Below are 16254 nucleotides of genomic sequence, written 5' to 3'. Positions count from 1 at the left end.
CTCACAGAATCGCGGCGGCCTTGGTCAGGAACCAGATGATGATTACCACCAGCAAGGCACCGATGCCGACCACTGCACCCAAGTCCTTCCAGGTCTTGCGCTGGTTTTGCACGTCGGCATACACGGTCAATGAGTGCCAGGCCACCCCCAGGAAAGCGAGTAAGGCGATCAGCAGACCGAGCAGGATGCCTCCGTCGTAGGCATAGTTTTTGATCGTCTCGATCAATCCGGACCCTTCGCCGCGAGAGGGGGCTTCCATAGTGGGGAGCTCGGCGAAAGCTAGGCTCGGACCAAGCACCAGCAGCAGACCGATCAAGCGCTGGCTGGCACGGTCACGCAGATTGTTTTTCAGGGGGTAAAGGCACTTGAGCATGATGGCGATCTCCTGGGTTAGGACAGGGTGAAGAACATCAGAACGAGCAGAGCGAGCAGCACACGCGTGGCGCTGCCGCCTAAGGCTCCAAAGCGCACACTGCCGGCTGCCCAACCCCGGTAACCCATCCAAATCACCCAGGCACACCAAAGCAAAGTCAGGACGAGAACCAGGGACAGCCAGAGCGTCGAACTGCTCTGCGCCGAAAAGCCGGAGGCGTTTTGGAAGGCAGCGGTCTGGGCGTCAGTCATGCTCATGGCGAGGACTCTGTGGCGTGGTATCGAGGCGGTAATCGCCGAACAGTTCACTGGGGTCGCGAGGTTGGGCACGGGAAGGGGATAAATAGCCCTTCACACCTTCGCGAATGCGCTGGATATCCTGAGTCAGGCGAGGGTAGTCAAAGCGATAACGTGTATTTAATTCTGGTGCTTCGAAACGTGGCGCCCTGCGTACTAACGTGTCGAGGGTATCGAGCTGTCGGAGGATTAAAGTGAGCTGCTGCTCTTGCCCGCCCGCCGCAAAGCTGTTGCTGTGAAATGCGATAACAGCAAGCGTGAGCAAACGCATAGGAGAAATGGACATTATGGTGGTCCCGACGTTGGTCTGGAATTAAGATCTCCGTTGGAAGAGTGAACGTCAGCAGATTATTCGAGCTGAGTGTGATCGGTTTTATTAAATTGTCGTTAAGGAAGGTGGTAGTGGAAGGCGTAAAGGGAAAAATTATAGTCGAGGTCGCGGAGCGTTTACATGGCCGCAGCGACGAAGAGATTTTTCAATTTTTTATGTCGACTGAGACGTTTGCAAGAAAATACGCGGTCAGCTACGAGTTGGAAGGGCCAATGTATTTGGTTCTCGATAACAGTATTATTCAGTCTTTTAAACATAGAGCCTCTAAGCCGAATCGCGATTTGCAGGCATTATCATATACCGCGTTTACCAGGTTCGTAACAGGCTGGAGTGATAGAGAAACCCACTTGGCTGTGACACCGGCAGCTCTTTATGAGCATATGGGGCGTCGTGGGAATATTACGTCAGCTGAAGCAGTAAATGCACTCGAAGAACTTCAGCTGTATTTCTCTGATACAGGTCTGTGCATGACCTGGATCGGCTTTAAGTCGGTTGAAGCTTTGGTGGAAGTTCTCGCTGCGGTACATGCTGACGATATGTACCTTACGCAATACTTTAAGAAAATAGAAGGCATGAGTTGGAAGAGAGACTTGAAGGCGCCTTTCGGTGTGAAAATTCCTTCTGGTATTGCGTATGGTGAAATACCTGATGACTTGCCTTTGAAATATTTTGATGCTTGGTATGTTAAGTTCGTACTCGCTAGTCGAGTGGAGCGCGCGATAATTCAGCAGTCACAGCATAACCTCGATGCACTGCCGATCGGGAGTGGCCCAATGGCGGAGGCTTTAGCTGATCTCAATAATTTCAATAGGAAGGGTGCTTTATTGGGGCTAGGAGATATTGATATGTTGCAAGTCTGTGATGGTTCCCGACAGTATCAGCAGAAAGCCGGTTATGTTTTGGTAGGGCAAACCCTGGACGATACGCTCGCTGACGTCCTGAGTCATCGACACTCATATATTGAGAGCATGGGAGTGGAGTTCGGAACCCCAGATACGGAGAGCCAAATTAAAGATATGGTTAATTTTATGTTTTCAAAACCATTCTCTGAGCATGAAAAACGTGCGGATAGAATTTGGCCTAAATTGAAGGATTTCATGGGGGCAATCGCCACGGCCTGCAAAAATGCGAGTATGAATTCCACTCATAGCCAATGACTTGAGGAACGCTTAACGGCCAAATTTCACAGATATTTCTTGAATGTCGTCGCGGTGATTGCCGTTGTTACACCAAGCATCGCGGCGCTCGGTATAAATATAAAGAGAGGGTTGAGTGAAACGGGCAGCGATAGATAAACAATCCAAGGTACAAGCAGCAACGGCGTCATTGCACGCTTAGCCCTATGATAGACAAAACTGCTCTCTCGCCCCGCGCCAAATTTTCGCAAGTCACGACGCATCAAACCATCGACAAAACCAGTGAACATGACCATCAAGAAGAGCGGTGTGGCCAGAACTAGAATTGTCAGGCGCACCACGAAGGTAAAGGCCACATACACAGCGGCCATTACGAAGTCCTCGATGCTTACGTAGAGCTGGTTGATCCAGCTCCAGAAGCCGTTGCCCTGGCTCGACACCCGCGCCTGCCGAGCGAAGTCCGCAAAGCCAGTCTTGACCAATAACCATTGATTAAGAAAATCCAGCCACTGGACAATCGTCTGTCCAGGTTGTTGGAGGATGAGAGAAGATTTGAAGTGCTCACTCAGCCAGCCCAGTTCGTTCGCCAACATGGCTTGGCTGTGCCGCCAACCCAGATCACCCCAGAACAGCAGCAAACCGGCGAACTCGATGAGTATCGAGAACAGCAACGAGGCGATCAGCAAACCGATAATGCGTAAGACCAAGCCAATAACCGAGATGATCAATCCCGGGCGCTGGATCGGTTGTGGCGGCGTGTTCTGTACGGAAGTCGCCATCCTTTACTCCATTGCGCACCGTTAAGTTGATGCTGCCACGGCGCCTGCCGAATAAGTGTTTGCTGAGTCAAAACCTGTAGCGGGGCGGGCTACCCCACCTGATCCAGATCGAAGTTGGTTGTTGGGCCGCCACCGCTCGCACTCCACCATTGGCCCGCCTGTTCGTTGTAAGTGGCCCGCATCCGCTGGGTAAGCTCTTGCAGGTCCTTGGGCATGGCATCATCGTTGGAGGGCTTAGGCAAAGGCATACGGACTTTCCAGAGCTGCCCACCGACCTGGAAGGAGAACATCTGCCCCTTGGGCAAGCTCACGATGTGAGCGGGCTCGATCAACGGCACGCTGGTGCTGCTGACGCGATCCTGCGAAGACGATGTGAAGTCTGTGTTGGCGTCGGGATCGGAGGTGTCGGTGGCACCGGACACCAGCGTTTTCGTAAGTACATTCACCATAGGCAACTGCTTGGTGAGTAACTCCGCGGTAGCGGTTTCACGCACGCGTAGCATCTGCAGGGTGTTGAAATTGCCGATCACCTGGCCGGCCTTGGCCCGGTTACCGATTCGCGCTTCGATGTCGCTGAGGGTTTGGGTGTAGGCCGTCACCTGAATGCCGGCACCGCCACCCTTGTTGATCAGCGGAATGAACTCATCGCCCATCAACTCGTTGAACTCATCAGCGTGCAGGTTGATCGGCAGCTTCTCACTGCTGCTGCCCGATGCGGGCAGGCCGTGATCAATGCCATGTTTGTAGATGTGGCCCGCGACCGAGACCAAGTCGGCGAACATGGAGTTGCCCACGGCGGCAGCCACCTCGGCATCGGTCAGTGCATCGAGGCCGACATAAACGATGCCGCGTTTTCGGATGACTTGCATCCAGTCGAAGATCGGCCGTGGATCATCCAGATCGGTGTAGTTGGGGGCTAGTAACTGGGCGGTCTTACCGGTGGTAAGTTTCTCCAGCAGCGGTAGAAGCGAGGCAACAATTTTGTCGAAGTAGGTGCGGTCATAACGCACCGCCGAACGCAATCCGTCCATTACTGGATCAAACACCCGTTTCGCCGCCAGGTATTGCTCGATGGCCACCACCCGCTTTTCGCGTCCCACCATGTGCCGGGGAATGTTCTTCTCGGTGAGCTTGCCTTCAAGCTGGACGATCACTTCCCACGCTTTCGGATCGGTTCTGGCGAAAAACTGCTGGGCGTATTCGACGAACAGCGCGTCGATGTTGACCACATGTCGCTGGATCTGCAGGTAGTCCGGACGCCGGCCCAGCTCGATCAGGGCACGGGCGATGATATTGACGAAACGCCAGGCGAACTCGCGGAAGGCGGCCGAGTTGCCTTCACCACTGAGTTGCCCGGCGATGCGTGACGCCACTTCCGAAATGCGCCCGAAGCGTCCTACCGCATTGTAGCGAGCGGAGATCTCTGGCCAGCCCAGATGGAACACATAAAACTCCTTCTCTCGGCCAGCCCGCTTGGCTTCGACGTACATGCGTTTGAGTAGGTCCGCATCACCCTTCGGATCGAAGACGATGACCACCTCATGTTCGACACGGTGAATGTCCTGGGTTATGTACACCTCAGCGAGTCGCGTCTTACCGACACGAGTAGTACCGAGCACCAAGGTGTGTCCGACTCGTTCACCCAGCGGCAGACCGACTTCAGTTTCATCGGGCTCGACCCCATGCAATAGCGACGAACCACCGACCGGTGGTAACGGGCGCAACGGATTGAAAGCGCTGTCCCAGGCCGTGACACGCGCCAATGTCGAGAGTGGAAACGGTGCATGTTCCAGTCGACGTTCGAGTCCGCGGGCCAGGCGATAACGGGGAGGTTGGTCGACATAGTGCGCGACAGCCGGCTCCTGTGCCTCGACCAAGCGCTGGGTGTGCAGGCGGGTCCAGCGAAAGCCGCGGCCCATGAACAGACGCTTGCGGCTGACCGGAATCTGTCGACTGGTCAGTTCGTAGCGAGGCAGCCGGCGGATATTGCGCCGATAGCGCAACACCTCCCAGGCTTGTAGGAGGCGGATCAGACCGAATAGGGCGTAGGCCAGTGCCGCAACCAGACCGATCTCGGGTGATAGCGCCAGAGCCCAGGGCGAGTACAGGCACAACACCACGGCGGCGATGCAGATCGCTACGGTGTACAGCTCCACCGCGGGCCGGAGCTTGGACTCCATCGCATGCTCGGCCATGACCTGAACTCATTGTTCCAGTGAGGTGGCGGTGATCAAGACCGGGTAATGCTCTATCTGCAGGCGGGTGGCGATGTCGTTGCCGTTGACCGGCAGGATGGTGATGTCCGGAGCAGCTGCTCGAATTCGGGCCAAAGCTTCGGTATCGGTTACTTCAACCGCTAGACCTGCCGCGCCCATTTCCTGCAGTTCAGTCGCGCGTTGACGCAACCAAGCCAGTGACTGGGGATCCTCACCTACCAGGAAAAATGGCCGTAAGCCCGGCATGTTCAGGGCGCGAGACGTGATTTGGCCAGGGCTCAAGTGAGAGCTGCGGACGGGTAGTGTCCAGGCTTCATCGGCAAAAGTGGACAGGTCCGCATGCATGGCCCGATTAGGCTGGATCTCGTTGTTTATTGGCGGCCTGGCGACCTGAAAATGGAGGCGGGTGAAGTCGCTAGGCTGATCCTCGGCTACGGTCAGTTTCGGCTGGGCGAAAGTAGCCAAGAGCAGGATGAAATAGCAGATAAGGGGTATTCGCTTCATGGTGGTGTGCCCTGTTTGAAGGAAACCTGCAGTCGTTCGAGTTGGCGGGAAAAGCCGGCGCGGTAACGCGCGGCCGGCGTTCCTCCTGCCGGGCGGTGATATCGGCCGGCAGCTGACACCCAATCACCGGTAGCGGCGTGATGCTCCTGCAACAGCGCGGCAGTCACGGCGAGATTTCGGTAGGGATCGAGGGCTTCGCAAGGATTGGGAAAACGTTGTCCGTGGTAACCCAGGTTGGTTTGTCCAAGACCGACATCAACCCGCTTGGCGTCATGTCGGACGAGTGCTTGAAGCAAGGCGTGACAGGCGGCCGCTCGTGTGGCGAATCGGTAAGGTATTCCTCCGATGTTCAGGGTCCAGGGCCAGGGCAGCAGTTGATCACGGACGCGGATACCACTCTCCTGCAGCGCAATCGCGAACAGCACCTTTGAAGGGATGCTGGCGTCATGCGCCGCTAGTTGATAGGCAGGCGGCGGAAGTTCGTCAGCCTGGGCTGCGAGCATCGTCAGCATGAGCGCAAGTCCACTCAGTCTAAGCGTTGCCATTGTCCGTTCACCTGTTGAAATGTGGCGGGCAATGGCCCCGCAGCACCCAGGCTGAACCAGCGACCTCGGTCATGGTTCAGGGTAATCTGCCGGCGCTGAACCTTGGCCGGATTGATGTCCGCTTGCCGAGCCCAGCGACGGACGCGTTCATCCTCGCCCTGGCTGCCCACCATGTAAATATCAAACGCCGTATCACTGCTTTGCAGACGCTGCGCTTCAGCGGTGCACGCTGGGCAATGCTCCTCGACAAACAGAGCTTGGCGCGGCTCTACCGATGAGCTGGCAGGGGACGGGGATGCCATACCCTGGATCGGCAACAGCCCCGGAAACAGCTTGGCCCAGGCCGCGGTGTAAGCATTTTGGTAGGCCAACTCGCGCTCGGCACGTTTGGCTTCCAGCGCTACCTGCAATTCGGCATAGCGCTGACGCTCCTGGTCGTTCTCTGCTTCGACACCGAGTGCAGTCAGCGGATCGAGATTCGGGCTCCAGTAACCACGCGGACCGGTTTGGATCTGTTTGAAGCGTGTCCACTCCTGCTCCGTCAGGCCCCAGCTTGCCGCCTGTTCTGAGTGCGAACGCTCCAGCGGAGCAGGCTGCGTGTCCTGGGTCCGTGGCGGTGTCGTGACAGGGTTACCCATCGCAGCGCCCGTGCTAAGCAATGAAACGAGACAGACGACAGGGGACAGTAGCGCTCGGTTCATGATCGTTTCTCAAGGGAGTTGCACGGTCTGGTCTGGCTGAGTGGGCACCGTGAAGATGGCCGCGTTCGGCTCCAGCGCCTTCAGCTGCCATGTGCCGAGCTGCTCGCCGTTGTGCAGCAACCGGATATCTGTGAGCGAGCGACTATCAGGAGGTGAGACGGCCAGAAAGCGCTCGCCACCGCGGGATTCAACACCCAGCACTGAGAATGGCGGCGAGAGCGGGGCAGGCTTAGCGCGAGCGGCTTTTTTCGGCTTGGCTGAGGAGGGCGTCGGTGATGGGAGTGATGACTGGGGCTTGAGGTCCAGGAGTCGCTGCTCAACGTTCTCAAGTCGTGCGCGTAGCACGATCATATCGGCTGCGGTGGCACGGTCTGCCAGACCGTCGCGTAGCTCCTGTATCTCTTGCGCCCATTGATCCAACATCGGATCGAGGGTATTGGCCTGTTGCTCACCGGAGTCGACCATCTGCTTCATGTCTTTCAGTGCGTACTGCAGCTTTTCCTGCGCATCCATGAGAGTGCTTGAATCACGTTGCAGGGTGTCCAGGGCCTGTAGGTGTTGGGTGTTCGCATTTTTCAGCTCGGTCACGCGTTGATACTGGTTATACAAACCACCACTCAGCCCGGAGACCACCAGGCAAAGTGAGCCGACAATGAGGGTTTGAAATGTCGAGGCTTTCATGGGCGTGCCTCCGACTGATGGGACGAGGTTGGTGTGACCCGCACCGTGCCAGTATCATCTTTCTCCCGTTCGAAGCAGACCGAACGGCTGACCTCATCGGTCGTGAGTTGCCAGGCGGGGCCAGCCAGTACCTGCAGTGCGCTGCGTAATGGGATCGGGCCGAGCCGGTAATGGGCTGCGGGCAGAGGCCGGGTGAAAAGTATCTTTACTGGTTCGGCAGCAGGGCAGAGCGAATAACCTGAGCGCTGCAGCACGTAGTGCATCGCCTCCTGTACCGAGGGATTCAGGTTGGACGGAATGCTCACGTCAATGATTTGAGCGAGAAGATCACGTTGCTCCGTGGTGGGCTCGGTGCTGACCAGCGTATAGCGGCCATAGCGGAGCTCTGGCGGATGGCTTTCGTCGGCCCGGCTCCGCGACAACTGGGGCCGATTGGAGCTACTGTCAATCTCTGGCTTAGTCGACAATGGGGTTGGGATTTGCGCCGTGCAGGCACTCAACAAGCCCAGCAGGCAGACAGGCGTGAAAAAACGCTCCATGGAAAAAACCTCATGTCAGATTCAGTGCAGAACCTGACATGAGGTGAAGGAGCGATTCAGTGAGGAAGTTGATTCAAGGTGGATCGTGTTAACGCTGAACGCGTTGCTATTCATCAAAAATCGCGAGCCCGTCCAATACGGCAGCGTCGGGGTCGAAAATCAACAACCTCACATCCGCCAATGCCGCCAGATACAGCACGTTGACCAAGGCCTCCGGCGTACCGGCGTCGAGCTGCTCTTGCCTCAGCGACCGGTAAGGAGCGCCCTCGATCTTCACCAAGTTATCGTCGGTCCAGGGCGTGTCGATCAGCTTACACCCGACGCCATTGCAGTCTGGCAGGGCAAAGGGTTCAAACAGCAGTCCGGTTGGCTTGGAGTCGAAATTGCCAACCCGGCTTTCCAAGTGGCGCAGTGCTTCGTCAGTGAGGTGTGCGGTACTGATCTCCCAGGCTCGACTGTAGTGGCCCGTTTCGAAGCTCAAACGATGGAGCGTGGCTTGAGCTTCTTCCAGGGAGTACAGGTCACCGACGTGATGTCGCTCGTTGAGCATCTCGCCCGTCACGGCATAGATCACTTGCCGCACCAGCCCGGTTGACTGGAAGCGTTCATCCAATTCATCCGGAATCGGCTGACCCTCGCTGATCAGAGCGAAGTCATCATTGAACACGCAGGGAAACTGTTCTAACGCATCGTCAGGCAGATGGGATTGTGCGTCGTGTACGGGGCGAAAGCAGGGAGCGCAGTCATTTGCGTAGGTGATCTGTAGCAGTCGTTCGATATGCAAGTTGTCGTAGCCGCGAGCAAATGGGTTTGAGGTTTCCAGCAGAGCTGGGAGTTGGGGTGAAGGGTTCATGAATTGGGTTCTCCAGAAGGAAATGAACAAGGCGTCCGAAGACGCCTATTGAGGGTTAAAGCCAGCCATGCTCGGCGAGGGAGAGAGGACGACCTTCGCCTACGATGAAGTGATCCAATACGCGCACTTCGATCAAGTCCAAGGCCTCTTTCAACCGTTCGGTCAAGGCGCGATCCGCCAGGCTGGGTTCCGTGCAACCGGAGGGGTGGTTATGAACGACAATGGCAGCTGCTGCGTTATGGGCGAGGGAGCGCTTGACGACCTGGCGGGGATAAACACTGGCGCCATCGATACTTCCATGAAAGAGAATCTCAAACGCCAGAACGCGATGGCGGGCATCGAGGAAAATCACACCGAAGACTTCATGATCTTGTGGCGCAATACGCAGTTTTAGGTATGAGGCCACGGTGTCGGGTGACGTCAGGCCGGGGCCGCGGGTGAACAGTCGACGATCCAGAATATGCAGCGCTTCTTCGATCAGCTGGTTTTCTTGGGCAATGCGATCAGCCTCGACATCCGAGGTTTCAATCAGCGTGAGTTGGGTGCTCATGGGGTACCTCCGAAGGGAACAATCCGGGGGTACACACCCAAGGGGAGTGGTGTCCCCGAGGTGGATATAGAGTCACGGGCATTGCCCGATGACGCGCTGTTTACAGCCGAGTGAATCGGTGGCGTTGTCCGTGCAGGTGTGAATCACAACCGTCGCAGGGCAATGGGGAGAAGGCTCTTATTCCACGGCCAGTTTCGGGATCGAAGTCGGCACTGATGGGCATTAATCGAACCAGTTCCTGATGGAGACCGGCGATGCGTTTCTCGATCTCATCCGTCGTGTAGTAGAGCGATAACGTGCTGTAGTCCTCGTAAGCCGCAGCGAACAGGCAGTCGTCGCAAAGCCAGAAAAATTCCATGTGGGGTCTCCTGTGCTGACTGAAGAAAAGGCGCTCGATTGAGCGCCTCGATGTAAAACATCGTGAATTGTTCAGGCGGACTGAACAGTACGTGTGGCGACACGGCGGGCCGTGCGGGGAGTGGGTGGATATTCAGGTTCAATCCTGGATTCTGTTGGGTTGTCGGTATCCTCAGCTTCGGCATCAGCCGACGTTGGGGATGGCTCACTGTTTGGCGCTTGCTCAGCAGGTGCTGTTGCCTCCTGCCTGGCAGGCGCTTTGTATTCGAACGTGCCGTTGACCTTGATCCAGTCGATGTACAGCAGACGACCTTTCAGGCTGGCACCCGGCTGGCCTTGTTTATCGCCCTTCTCATAGAGAAATGGGTCGATCCACAGGTCGCTGATACGGAACGACAGCAAGACCTTTTTCTCGGCTTTGACGGCGTCCATATAGAGACGAATCAAGCGTTCAGCTTCGCCCCCAGCGACTTTGCAGTCGAAGCGGGTGTACTCCACTGCATCGGTGGCACCGTGCAGAGCCGCGATATCGCAGGCCATGAATGGCTGGCCGCGGCGGACTTGTACTTCACGAACGCGGTTGAGGTAGCCGATACCGACGGTGTGCAGATTGAAGTAAGTGGTCGCTTCTTGGGATTGGTTGGCGTGGGCCATGGTGGTTCTCCTTTCAAGGAAAAACGGCGACGCACAGTTCCCTGACGGGGAAGTGAGTCCCCGTTAGGGTGGGTAAGGTGAAGGTGAGCGATGAACGACACGCCACCGGCAAGCCGATGACGATCAGAACGGTGCGCCTGAGGAATAGCGATGCAGCAGAAGAGGATCCGCAGTAGTGGTTTGCGGATCTGGGATAGTGGGCATTCATCACCGCTGAAGCGGTAATCGTGCGAGCCTCCGAATGCTGATCGCACTTGGGTAAACCACCACAAGTGTGGCGTAGCCTTGAAGGTTCAAGCTACCTGGGCAGGGCTGTCAACGACAGCGAACCACGCCCTTTGTATAAGCCTGTCACAGGGGAGCGTCAAGACGCCGTAAGCCGATTTTTTTAGGCCGGAATTCAGTGGCAATCACTGGACGGAAAAAAGTGAAGAGTGGGCCTGGCGGCGTGCCAGGCGAGGAATAGAAAAGCCACCTTAGGCGATCTGACGCAGTCGACAAGCTCCTCGCAAAACTTTATTTAACTGCGCCATGATTCGCCAACCGACCCTTATCGTGGCCTGGGTCGGAACATGCTGGCACGCATCCGCGCACAAAGGGTGCCCAGTGTTTCCCCGGCGGGCTCCGGGGCTGAATACGATCGCCGAAGCGGATGACCGCTGTTGCCTGGTAGAAGCAACAGCGGTCATCCGCCACATTGATCAGGTCGAGCACAAACAGGAATGAAATCCCACTGAAGAGAAGGCCCCGAACTCTAGGAGTCCGACCGAGCTACCCGGAGCGCATCGGTCTTGGGTCGCCGTTGGCGATGATCCGAAGGCACTACAGCAGAGTGGGAAGGATGACGTCAAGGCTGAGGGCAACCCTCAATGCCTCGAGATCAACTACGAGTGAATGAACTTATTTATTGGCGAGATGAGCAGCCAATTGCTCGACGGTGGCCAGGATAAAGACACGGTCACTCTCTTTCAGACCGCTCAGCAGACCCGCAATCATCTGGCCTTGGTCGTTGGGACGACTGCTCGACTCCGTGAGCAGCTCATCCATCCTGCACTCGAAAATATCGGCTAACTGCATCAGCTTGACCACGGAGAGCTCCACCACACCCCGCTCCAGGCGCGAGATGGCTTCACTGCCAATCCCCAGGCGTTCAGCCACCTCTTCCTGGGTCAGATTACGCTGGGTTCGGTGCTTCGCGATCATGCGCCCGATTTGGGCTTGGGTCGAATGTTTATGTGCCAAGTGATGAGTTCTCCGGTTCAACCCGAATGGTTGAGCAAAGACCCGTTGACATGAACATCCTTTAAGGTTGTGTATCGACTTATAAGGTTGTTATATTGGCTGAAATAGCCGCTTAATGCGACGTGGGGTCTGTCTTAGGAACAGACTCCACAGAGGTCAGTGAGAATGAGCGGTCTGATAAAGCCAAGCGGAGGAATGGTCGAGCATGGAAGACGAGAGCGACGACGTCATGGATCTGATCTGGGATCGAACACTGGAGCTGTTCATCAGGATTCATGATTACCCTGATAACCCCGAGCACTTCGACAGCCTTATTCATTGGCTCAACGAAAATCCTGCTCACCTGCGAGCATTCAACGAACTGGGGCAGATATGGATGGCGACAGGAATCGCCCTGGCCCGTGAAATCGGACAACCGCTAAGCGAATTGGAAAGGGATCAACCGCCGTTAATGATGCACTGAGCAGAACTGGCACCCATACGCATGTTGATCTTCAATGGCGCGTCACGGTCGACGCGTTTCTTTTCTAATGGGCACAGTACCCTTGCAGTCCGGGTAGTGGGAGCATGACCAGAAGGGCCCTGATTTCCCCTTTCGCCTGAGCATTGAGGCGTTGCAAATGGGGCAGGCCGGACCAGCTTCGATAGGCATAGCTAAAGTAAGTGAGCGATAGCGTGCGATCAACTGCGCAATCCAATTCGCCTGCTTGGCGACGAACGCATCCAGGCTCAGACGTCCCGCTTCGATTTCGTCCAGAGCCTGCTCCCAGATCGCGGTCATACCCGGATCCGCGACTGCAACGGGTACCGCCTCGATCAGGGTATGGGCCGCCGCTGAGGCCATTAAGGCACGTTTTTTCTTTAGCAAATAACCGCGATCAATCAGCCCCTTGATGATACCGGCTCGTGTGGCTTCGGTACCGATACCGGTGGTGTCCCGAAGTTTCTGTTTCAGGCGTGGCTCATTGACCAGCTTTGCCACATTTTTCATAGCTTTGATCAGATCGCCCTCGGTGAGCGGTTTGGGGGCGGCAGTGTGCATAGACTTGAGTTCGACGTCGTTTACGGCGCACTGTGCGCCCTGTTGCAATACCGGTAATACCTGCGATTTTTGACCGAACTCATCCTCCTCAGCGGCGTCGTGGAGTAGGTCTTTCCAGCCCTGGACCTGGATCTGCTTGCCAACGGCGGTCAATCGTTCTTCGCCGCATTTCAGTTCGACCTGGGTCCGATCAAACTCATGATGTGGAAGAAACTGCACCAGGTAGTGGCTGCGAATCAGTTCGTAGACTTGGCGTTCTTGTTCGGACATCCGCGCGAGGTTCGCCGGCTCTGTGGTAGGGATGATGCCGTGGTGCGCGGTGACCTTGGCATCGTTCCAAACACGGGAGTGCAATGATAGATCGAGGCTTCCGAGCGCAGGTCGTAGCGCGGAATCCGTTTTGAGCAGGGCATCGAATACCGTGGGGACCTCGTTAAACATACTCTCTGGCAAATAGCGGCAATCGCTGCGCGGATAGCTGGTGGCTTTGTGCGTTTCATATAGGGCTTGGGCGATGTTCAGGGTTTCCTGAGCGCCGAGTCCCAGCTTACGTGAGCAGACTTCTTGCAGCGTGCTCAGGTCGAAGGGCAGGGGCGGCGCTTCGCGGAAATGCTCAGTCTGCAGCGAAAGTACTGTGGCGCTCTCGTTGCTAGAGATCGCTTGGACGGTCCGACTGGCTAGCGCCTGCAGCAGGCAACGGCCGGCTTCGTCAGTCCCTGAACTGGGTGGTAACCACGACGCGATGAATGGTTGCCCCATTGAGGACAGGTGCACGTCCACGCCCCAGTAGGGCACCGAGACGAAGCTGGCAATTGCTCGATCCCGATCTACCACTAGACGTAACGTGGGTGTCTGGACGCGTCCAACCGACAATACACCATCGTAACCTGCCCGCCGTCCGAGGAGGGTGAACAAACGACTCAGGTTCATGCCGATCAGCCAGTCAGCGCGGCTGCGGGCGAGGGCCGAGTGGTAGAGCGGGAAGGTCTCCAGACCAGACTTCAGCGAGGACATTGCTTTGCGAATTGAGGCCTCGTTGAGTGCGGATAACCAGAGCCGCTGAATGGGACCTCGATAGTTGCAGAGCTCCAGTAACTCGCGGGCAATCATCTCACCTTCGCGATCGGCATCGGTGGCGATGACGACGGTGCTAGCTTCGTTGAGCAGGCGTTTGATGACCTTGAACTGTGCTGCGGTCTTGGGTTTGACCTCAACCCTCCACTGCACGGGAATGATCGGTAGATGATCCAACGACCAGGTTTTGTACTGATCGCCATAGGCCTCAGGTGGGGCCGTCTCCAGCAGGTGGCCGATACACCAGGTGACGGTTGTCTCGGTGCCGATCAGGCAGCCATCGCCACGCCGTGTGGCCCCGAGGACCTTGGCTATGTCACGGCCCTGGGAGGGTTTCTCGCAGAGAAAGAGACGCATAGAACTGCTCCGTATTGAGTTCGGAGCAGCGTTGTTGGAAACAGCAGTGGCGAGCTATGAGAAACCTGAATGGCAGGTTCCTCATATTAGTCGGTGGGCGCAGTCTTGTGTGGGGGCGAGGCTGCTACGTTGTAGTCGCGTGGACGGCAGTGCTTCACGAGCAGCGGGTAATGACAGGCCAGGAACTTCGCGCAAAAGCGCAATATTTATGCCCCAAGTCAGTCATGCCGATGGTGGCTACCCTCTGCGCTTTTTGGACTTCGACGCAGGCGAGCTGGCCTGGTCTGTAGCCTGCCCAACGGGAGCCGCAGACGAGGCTGATTCACTTGAGCGCTCCCGCATGACCACGTTCTGCACGCGATGAGGCAGGATGCCGACACGACGCGCCTCGATCTTGAAGGTGACCCGCGCATTATCTTCACTGTCCTCCCACTCATCGCGCACGGTGCGGCCTTCGACCAACACACGCATGCCTTTCTGGTACAGCGTGCTCCAGTGTTCAGCCTCGCGGTGCCAGAGCTCGACCGGCGCCCAATAGCCGCCTCGATCCTCATAGTTGCCATCGCGTGGCACGGGGTTGTCGAAGTACACATTCAGCCGCAGCAAACGCCGTGGCTCGTCATTGCCTGATGGGAACTCCTGGAACTCTGGCGCACTGCCAATGTTGCCTTCGCCGACGAAAAAGGTACTCATCGTGATATCTCCGCTGCTGGTGTGAACTGGCGCAGCAGCTGTTCGGCGCTGGCCATTTTGATCGCGCAGGTTGAGGCCTGACGATAGAGCGAATGCACCACGCTCATTTGCAAATTCAGTGCAATACGCTCGCATTCAAAACGGTGTAATCCCTCGCGTACGGCTTGCGGCAAGGCCTTGTTGGAGACCTGGTGTTCCCAGACCACCACCCCCATACGGGCGAAGTCACGGGTGCGCCATCGCAAAAAGGTGCTGCCCGCACTGGTGTTCTGCAGCATCAATCGAATGTCCAGCAACGAGTAAGGCGGTTGTCCGGCCTGCTGCGCCACAGCGTCCATCAGACGACGTAACTGCGCCTCGGTTGCCCTCGCCACCTGCGCCAGGTATTCCAGCTCCCCCTTACCCTTAAAAGGTTTTAAAAGGCCTTTTAGGGAGGCAGCGTGTTCGAGCTGTCGATAGGCATCCGGTGTGAGTGTTTCGAGGGGGATTGGCTGAGTCGAGATAATGGGCTTCATGCTTCGTCCTCAGGCTCATCTACTGTCGCACATGGCTCTATCGCGTTCTCCGCCAACACGTCAGCGTCATCCACCGCCACAGCATCTCGACGAACGATAGGTGGCGCGAACTGGGAGCGGCGATGCCCCTCAAGGATGTCCGTAGGGGGCAAACCCATTCTCTCGATTGCCGCCAGAGCACGAGCGTTGTTCGCCGCCATGTCATCACGGGTGACGCCAGCATGCCGATAGCGCTGGGCCTGGCCGAACAGGCTACGCAGCAAATGGGCACCGTCGTCGATCCAGGCTTCCATGTCCCGGCGACCGATCAAGGCGGTGTGATGGGCCAACAGGGTATGCCGCACCAGCGTGTCGTAGTCAGTCAGCAGGTAGACGGCGAGAAACCCCAGTTGGCTGCCGATGTACAAGGGCAAGGTGACGGGGTGGATGTTGAGGTTATCGCTCATGTCGATCTGCGTCGGCAGCTCTTGTCTGATCCGGTCCAACTGCTGGGTCAGTTCCAGCATCCCAGCCTTGGCCTGCATCAATTTTTCTTCGAGCTGCACGATCGCCCAGTCGGCATAAGGATCGTCCTGCGCTGCGGCCTGTTTGATCAGGTTAGTGACGCTGATGTAGCCCGCCATCCCCATGATCGAGTGGACGCCTTCGCGTGCGGTTCGACCTTGCCAGATTCGGGCGGCGTGGTGGGTATGCAGTGTCAGGGTGATGCTGCTGCGCAGTGAGCCAAGGTTGAGCTGATAGTGATCGGCCATGGTGTCGTCCTCGCATCGGCTTGGACGGGAACGTTGCGACAGACGAAGGCAAAGGACAGCCGAA

21 protein-coding genes are annotated in these 16254 nt (G+C 56.9%); 2 read left to right on the top strand and 19 right to left on the bottom strand.

Annotation, left to right across the window (positions count from 1 at the left end; genetic code table 11):
- Nucleotide 1: 1 nt before the first annotated feature.
- Genes KJY40_RS22440 through KJY40_RS22430 form a run of 3 tightly spaced genes read right to left on the bottom strand, consistent with a single transcriptional unit; the run spans nucleotide 2 to nucleotide 955 of the window.
- Nucleotides 2–373: a TIGR03745 family integrating conjugative element membrane protein gene (locus KJY40_RS22440; RefSeq protein WP_123341799.1), complete on the bottom strand. Its 372-nt coding sequence runs from the start codon at nucleotides 371–373 to the stop codon at nucleotides 2–4.
- Nucleotides 374–390: 17 nt separating this feature from the next.
- Complete coding sequence (locus tag KJY40_RS22435; protein ID WP_123341798.1) at nucleotides 391–630, bottom strand: TIGR03758 family integrating conjugative element protein; 240 nt, start codon at nucleotides 628–630, stop codon at nucleotides 391–393.
- On the bottom strand, nucleotides 617–955 hold the full coding sequence (locus KJY40_RS22430) for an integrative conjugative element protein, RAQPRD family (protein WP_220556817.1): 339 nt from the start codon (nucleotides 953–955) through the stop codon (nucleotides 617–619). The genes KJY40_RS22435 and KJY40_RS22430 overlap by 14 nt, the downstream gene beginning before the upstream one ends.
- Before the next feature lie 116 nt (nucleotides 956–1071).
- Between KJY40_RS22430 and KJY40_RS22425 the strand changes: the two genes are divergently transcribed.
- Complete coding sequence (locus KJY40_RS22425; protein ID WP_220556816.1) at nucleotides 1072–2157, top strand: hypothetical protein; 1086 nt, start codon at nucleotides 1072–1074, stop codon at nucleotides 2155–2157.
- Between the two features lie 26 nt (nucleotides 2158–2183).
- Here the strand turns inward: KJY40_RS22425 and KJY40_RS22420 are convergent, their stop codons facing one another.
- From KJY40_RS22420 to KJY40_RS22365, 12 genes are all read right to left on the bottom strand, one after another.
- Nucleotides 2184–2915 (bottom strand): TIGR03747 family integrating conjugative element membrane protein, encoded by a 732-nt coding sequence (locus tag KJY40_RS22420; RefSeq protein WP_230732942.1) that lies wholly within the window; start codon nucleotides 2913–2915, stop codon nucleotides 2184–2186.
- Between the two features lie 89 nt (nucleotides 2916–3004).
- Nucleotides 3005–5110, bottom strand: a complete 2106-nt coding sequence (traD, locus tag KJY40_RS22415) for a type IV conjugative transfer system coupling protein TraD (protein ID WP_230732941.1) — start codon at nucleotides 5108–5110, stop codon at nucleotides 3005–3007.
- A gap of 9 nt (nucleotides 5111–5119) precedes the next feature.
- Nucleotides 5120–5635, bottom strand: a complete 516-nt coding sequence (locus tag KJY40_RS22410; RefSeq protein ID WP_230732940.1) for an integrating conjugative element protein — start codon at nucleotides 5633–5635, stop codon at nucleotides 5120–5122.
- Nucleotides 5632–6180 (bottom strand): lysozyme family protein, encoded by a 549-nt coding sequence (locus tag KJY40_RS22405; protein ID WP_220556812.1) that lies wholly within the window; start codon nucleotides 6178–6180, stop codon nucleotides 5632–5634. The genes KJY40_RS22410 and KJY40_RS22405 overlap by 4 nt, the downstream gene beginning before the upstream one ends.
- Nucleotides 6162–6881, bottom strand: a complete 720-nt coding sequence (locus tag KJY40_RS22400; RefSeq protein ID WP_230732939.1) for a TIGR03759 family integrating conjugative element protein — start codon at nucleotides 6879–6881, stop codon at nucleotides 6162–6164. Before KJY40_RS22400 ends, KJY40_RS22405 begins: the two co-directional genes overlap by 19 nt.
- Nucleotides 6882–6890: 9 nt before the next feature.
- Entirely contained in the window at nucleotides 6891–7562 is a 672-nt protein-coding gene (locus tag KJY40_RS22395; protein WP_230732937.1) for a chemotaxis protein, read from the bottom strand.
- Nucleotides 7559–8101 (bottom strand): PFGI-1 class ICE element type IV pilus protein PilL2, encoded by a 543-nt coding sequence (pilL2, locus tag KJY40_RS22390; RefSeq protein WP_230732934.1) that lies wholly within the window; start codon nucleotides 8099–8101, stop codon nucleotides 7559–7561. The genes KJY40_RS22395 and pilL2 overlap by 4 nt, the downstream gene beginning before the upstream one ends.
- A 106-nt stretch (nucleotides 8102–8207) precedes the next feature.
- The gene (locus KJY40_RS22385; RefSeq protein ID WP_230732933.1) at nucleotides 8208–8954 is read right to left on the bottom strand and encodes a DUF5983 family protein; all 747 of its coding nucleotides are present in this window, start codon (nucleotides 8952–8954) and stop codon (nucleotides 8208–8210) included.
- Between the two features lie 55 nt (nucleotides 8955–9009).
- Nucleotides 9010–9504 carry a RadC family protein gene (gene radC / locus KJY40_RS22380; RefSeq protein WP_230732931.1) on the bottom strand — a complete coding sequence of 165 codons (495 nt, stop codon included), beginning with the start codon at nucleotides 9502–9504 and terminating at the stop codon, nucleotides 9010–9012.
- 100 nt (nucleotides 9505–9604) lie between these two features.
- Complete coding sequence (locus tag KJY40_RS22375) at nucleotides 9605–9862, bottom strand: hypothetical protein (RefSeq protein WP_230732929.1); 258 nt, start codon at nucleotides 9860–9862, stop codon at nucleotides 9605–9607.
- 71 nt (nucleotides 9863–9933) lie between these two features.
- Nucleotides 9934–10515 carry an STY4534 family ICE replication protein gene (locus KJY40_RS22370; RefSeq protein ID WP_230732928.1) on the bottom strand — a complete coding sequence of 194 codons (582 nt, stop codon included), beginning with the start codon at nucleotides 10513–10515 and terminating at the stop codon, nucleotides 9934–9936.
- 900 nt (nucleotides 10516–11415) lie between these two features.
- Complete coding sequence (locus KJY40_RS22365) at nucleotides 11416–11757, bottom strand: helix-turn-helix domain-containing protein (RefSeq protein WP_230732927.1); 342 nt, start codon at nucleotides 11755–11757, stop codon at nucleotides 11416–11418.
- Between the two features lie 205 nt (nucleotides 11758–11962).
- Between KJY40_RS22365 and KJY40_RS22360 the strand changes: the two genes are divergently transcribed.
- On the top strand, nucleotides 11963–12220 hold the full coding sequence (locus tag KJY40_RS22360; protein ID WP_230732926.1) for a hypothetical protein: 258 nt from the start codon (nucleotides 11963–11965) through the stop codon (nucleotides 12218–12220).
- A gap of 42 nt (nucleotides 12221–12262) precedes the next feature.
- On the opposite strand, the gene KJY40_RS22355 is transcribed toward KJY40_RS22360, so the two are convergent.
- The 4 genes from KJY40_RS22355 to KJY40_RS22340 form a co-directional block, all read right to left on the bottom strand.
- On the bottom strand, nucleotides 12263–14230 hold the full coding sequence (locus tag KJY40_RS22355) for a DNA topoisomerase III (protein WP_230732925.1): 1968 nt from the start codon (nucleotides 14228–14230) through the stop codon (nucleotides 12263–12265).
- 237 nt (nucleotides 14231–14467) lie between these two features.
- Nucleotides 14468–14923, bottom strand: coding sequence for a single-stranded DNA-binding protein (locus tag KJY40_RS22350; protein ID WP_230732924.1), 456 nt, complete (start codon nucleotides 14921–14923; stop codon nucleotides 14468–14470).
- Entirely contained in the window at nucleotides 14920–15438 is a 519-nt protein-coding gene (locus KJY40_RS22345; RefSeq protein WP_230732922.1) for a DUF3158 family protein, read from the bottom strand. The genes KJY40_RS22350 and KJY40_RS22345 overlap by 4 nt, the downstream gene beginning before the upstream one ends.
- Complete coding sequence (locus KJY40_RS22340) at nucleotides 15435–16190, bottom strand: PFL_4669 family integrating conjugative element protein (protein ID WP_230732920.1); 756 nt, start codon at nucleotides 16188–16190, stop codon at nucleotides 15435–15437. The genes KJY40_RS22345 and KJY40_RS22340 overlap by 4 nt, the downstream gene beginning before the upstream one ends.
- Between the last annotated feature and the right edge of the window lie 64 nt (nucleotides 16191–16254).

The sequence above is a fragment of the Pseudomonas fitomaticsae genome, assembly GCF_021018765.1.
Classification (GTDB): Bacteria; Pseudomonadota; Gammaproteobacteria; order Pseudomonadales; family Pseudomonadaceae; genus Aquipseudomonas; species Aquipseudomonas fitomaticsae.
This window is presented reverse-complemented; position numbering and strand designations above follow the sequence as displayed.

Coding starts and splice junctions, on each gene's coding strand:
- KJY40_RS22440 (WP_123341799.1), bottom strand. CDS start 373: ATGCTCAAGTGCCTTTACCCCCTGAAAAACAATCTGCGTGACCGTGCC.
- KJY40_RS22435 (WP_123341798.1), bottom strand. CDS start 630: ATGAGCATGACTGACGCCCAGACCGCTGCCTTCCAAAACGCCTCCGGC.
- KJY40_RS22430 (WP_220556817.1), bottom strand. CDS start 955: ATGTCCATTTCTCCTATGCGTTTGCTCACGCTTGCTGTTATCGCATTT.
- KJY40_RS22420 (WP_230732942.1), bottom strand. CDS start 2,915: ATGGCGACTTCCGTACAGAACACGCCGCCACAACCGATCCAGCGCCCG.
- traD (WP_230732941.1), bottom strand. CDS start 5,110: ATGGCCGAGCATGCGATGGAGTCCAAGCTCCGGCCCGCGGTGGAGCTG.
- KJY40_RS22410 (WP_230732940.1), bottom strand. CDS start 5,635: ATGAAGCGAATACCCCTTATCTGCTATTTCATCCTGCTCTTGGCTACT.
- KJY40_RS22405 (WP_220556812.1), bottom strand. CDS start 6,180: ATGGCAACGCTTAGACTGAGTGGACTTGCGCTCATGCTGACGATGCTC.
- KJY40_RS22400 (WP_230732939.1), bottom strand. CDS start 6,881: ATGAACCGAGCGCTACTGTCCCCTGTCGTCTGTCTCGTTTCATTGCTT.
- KJY40_RS22395 (WP_230732937.1), bottom strand. CDS start 7,562: ATGAAAGCCTCGACATTTCAAACCCTCATTGTCGGCTCACTTTGCCTG.
- pilL2 (WP_230732934.1), bottom strand. CDS start 8,101: ATGGAGCGTTTTTTCACGCCTGTCTGCCTGCTGGGCTTGTTGAGTGCC.
- KJY40_RS22385 (WP_230732933.1), bottom strand. CDS start 8,954: ATGAACCCTTCACCCCAACTCCCAGCTCTGCTGGAAACCTCAAACCCA.
- radC (WP_230732931.1), bottom strand. CDS start 9,504: ATGAGCACCCAACTCACGCTGATTGAAACCTCGGATGTCGAGGCTGAT.
- KJY40_RS22375 (WP_230732929.1), bottom strand. CDS start 9,862: ATGGAATTTTTCTGGCTTTGCGACGACTGCCTGTTCGCTGCGGCTTAC.
- KJY40_RS22370 (WP_230732928.1), bottom strand. CDS start 10,515: ATGGCCCACGCCAACCAATCCCAAGAAGCGACCACTTACTTCAATCTG.
- KJY40_RS22360 (WP_230732926.1), top strand. CDS start 11,963: ATGGAAGACGAGAGCGACGACGTCATGGATCTGATCTGGGATCGAACA.
- KJY40_RS22355 (WP_230732925.1), bottom strand. CDS start 14,230: ATGCGTCTCTTTCTCTGCGAGAAACCCTCCCAGGGCCGTGACATAGCC.
- KJY40_RS22350 (WP_230732924.1), bottom strand. CDS start 14,923: ATGAGTACCTTTTTCGTCGGCGAAGGCAACATTGGCAGTGCGCCAGAG.
- KJY40_RS22345 (WP_230732922.1), bottom strand. CDS start 15,438: ATGAAGCCCATTATCTCGACTCAGCCAATCCCCCTCGAAACACTCACA.
- KJY40_RS22340 (WP_230732920.1), bottom strand. CDS start 16,190: ATGGCCGATCACTATCAGCTCAACCTTGGCTCACTGCGCAGCAGCATC.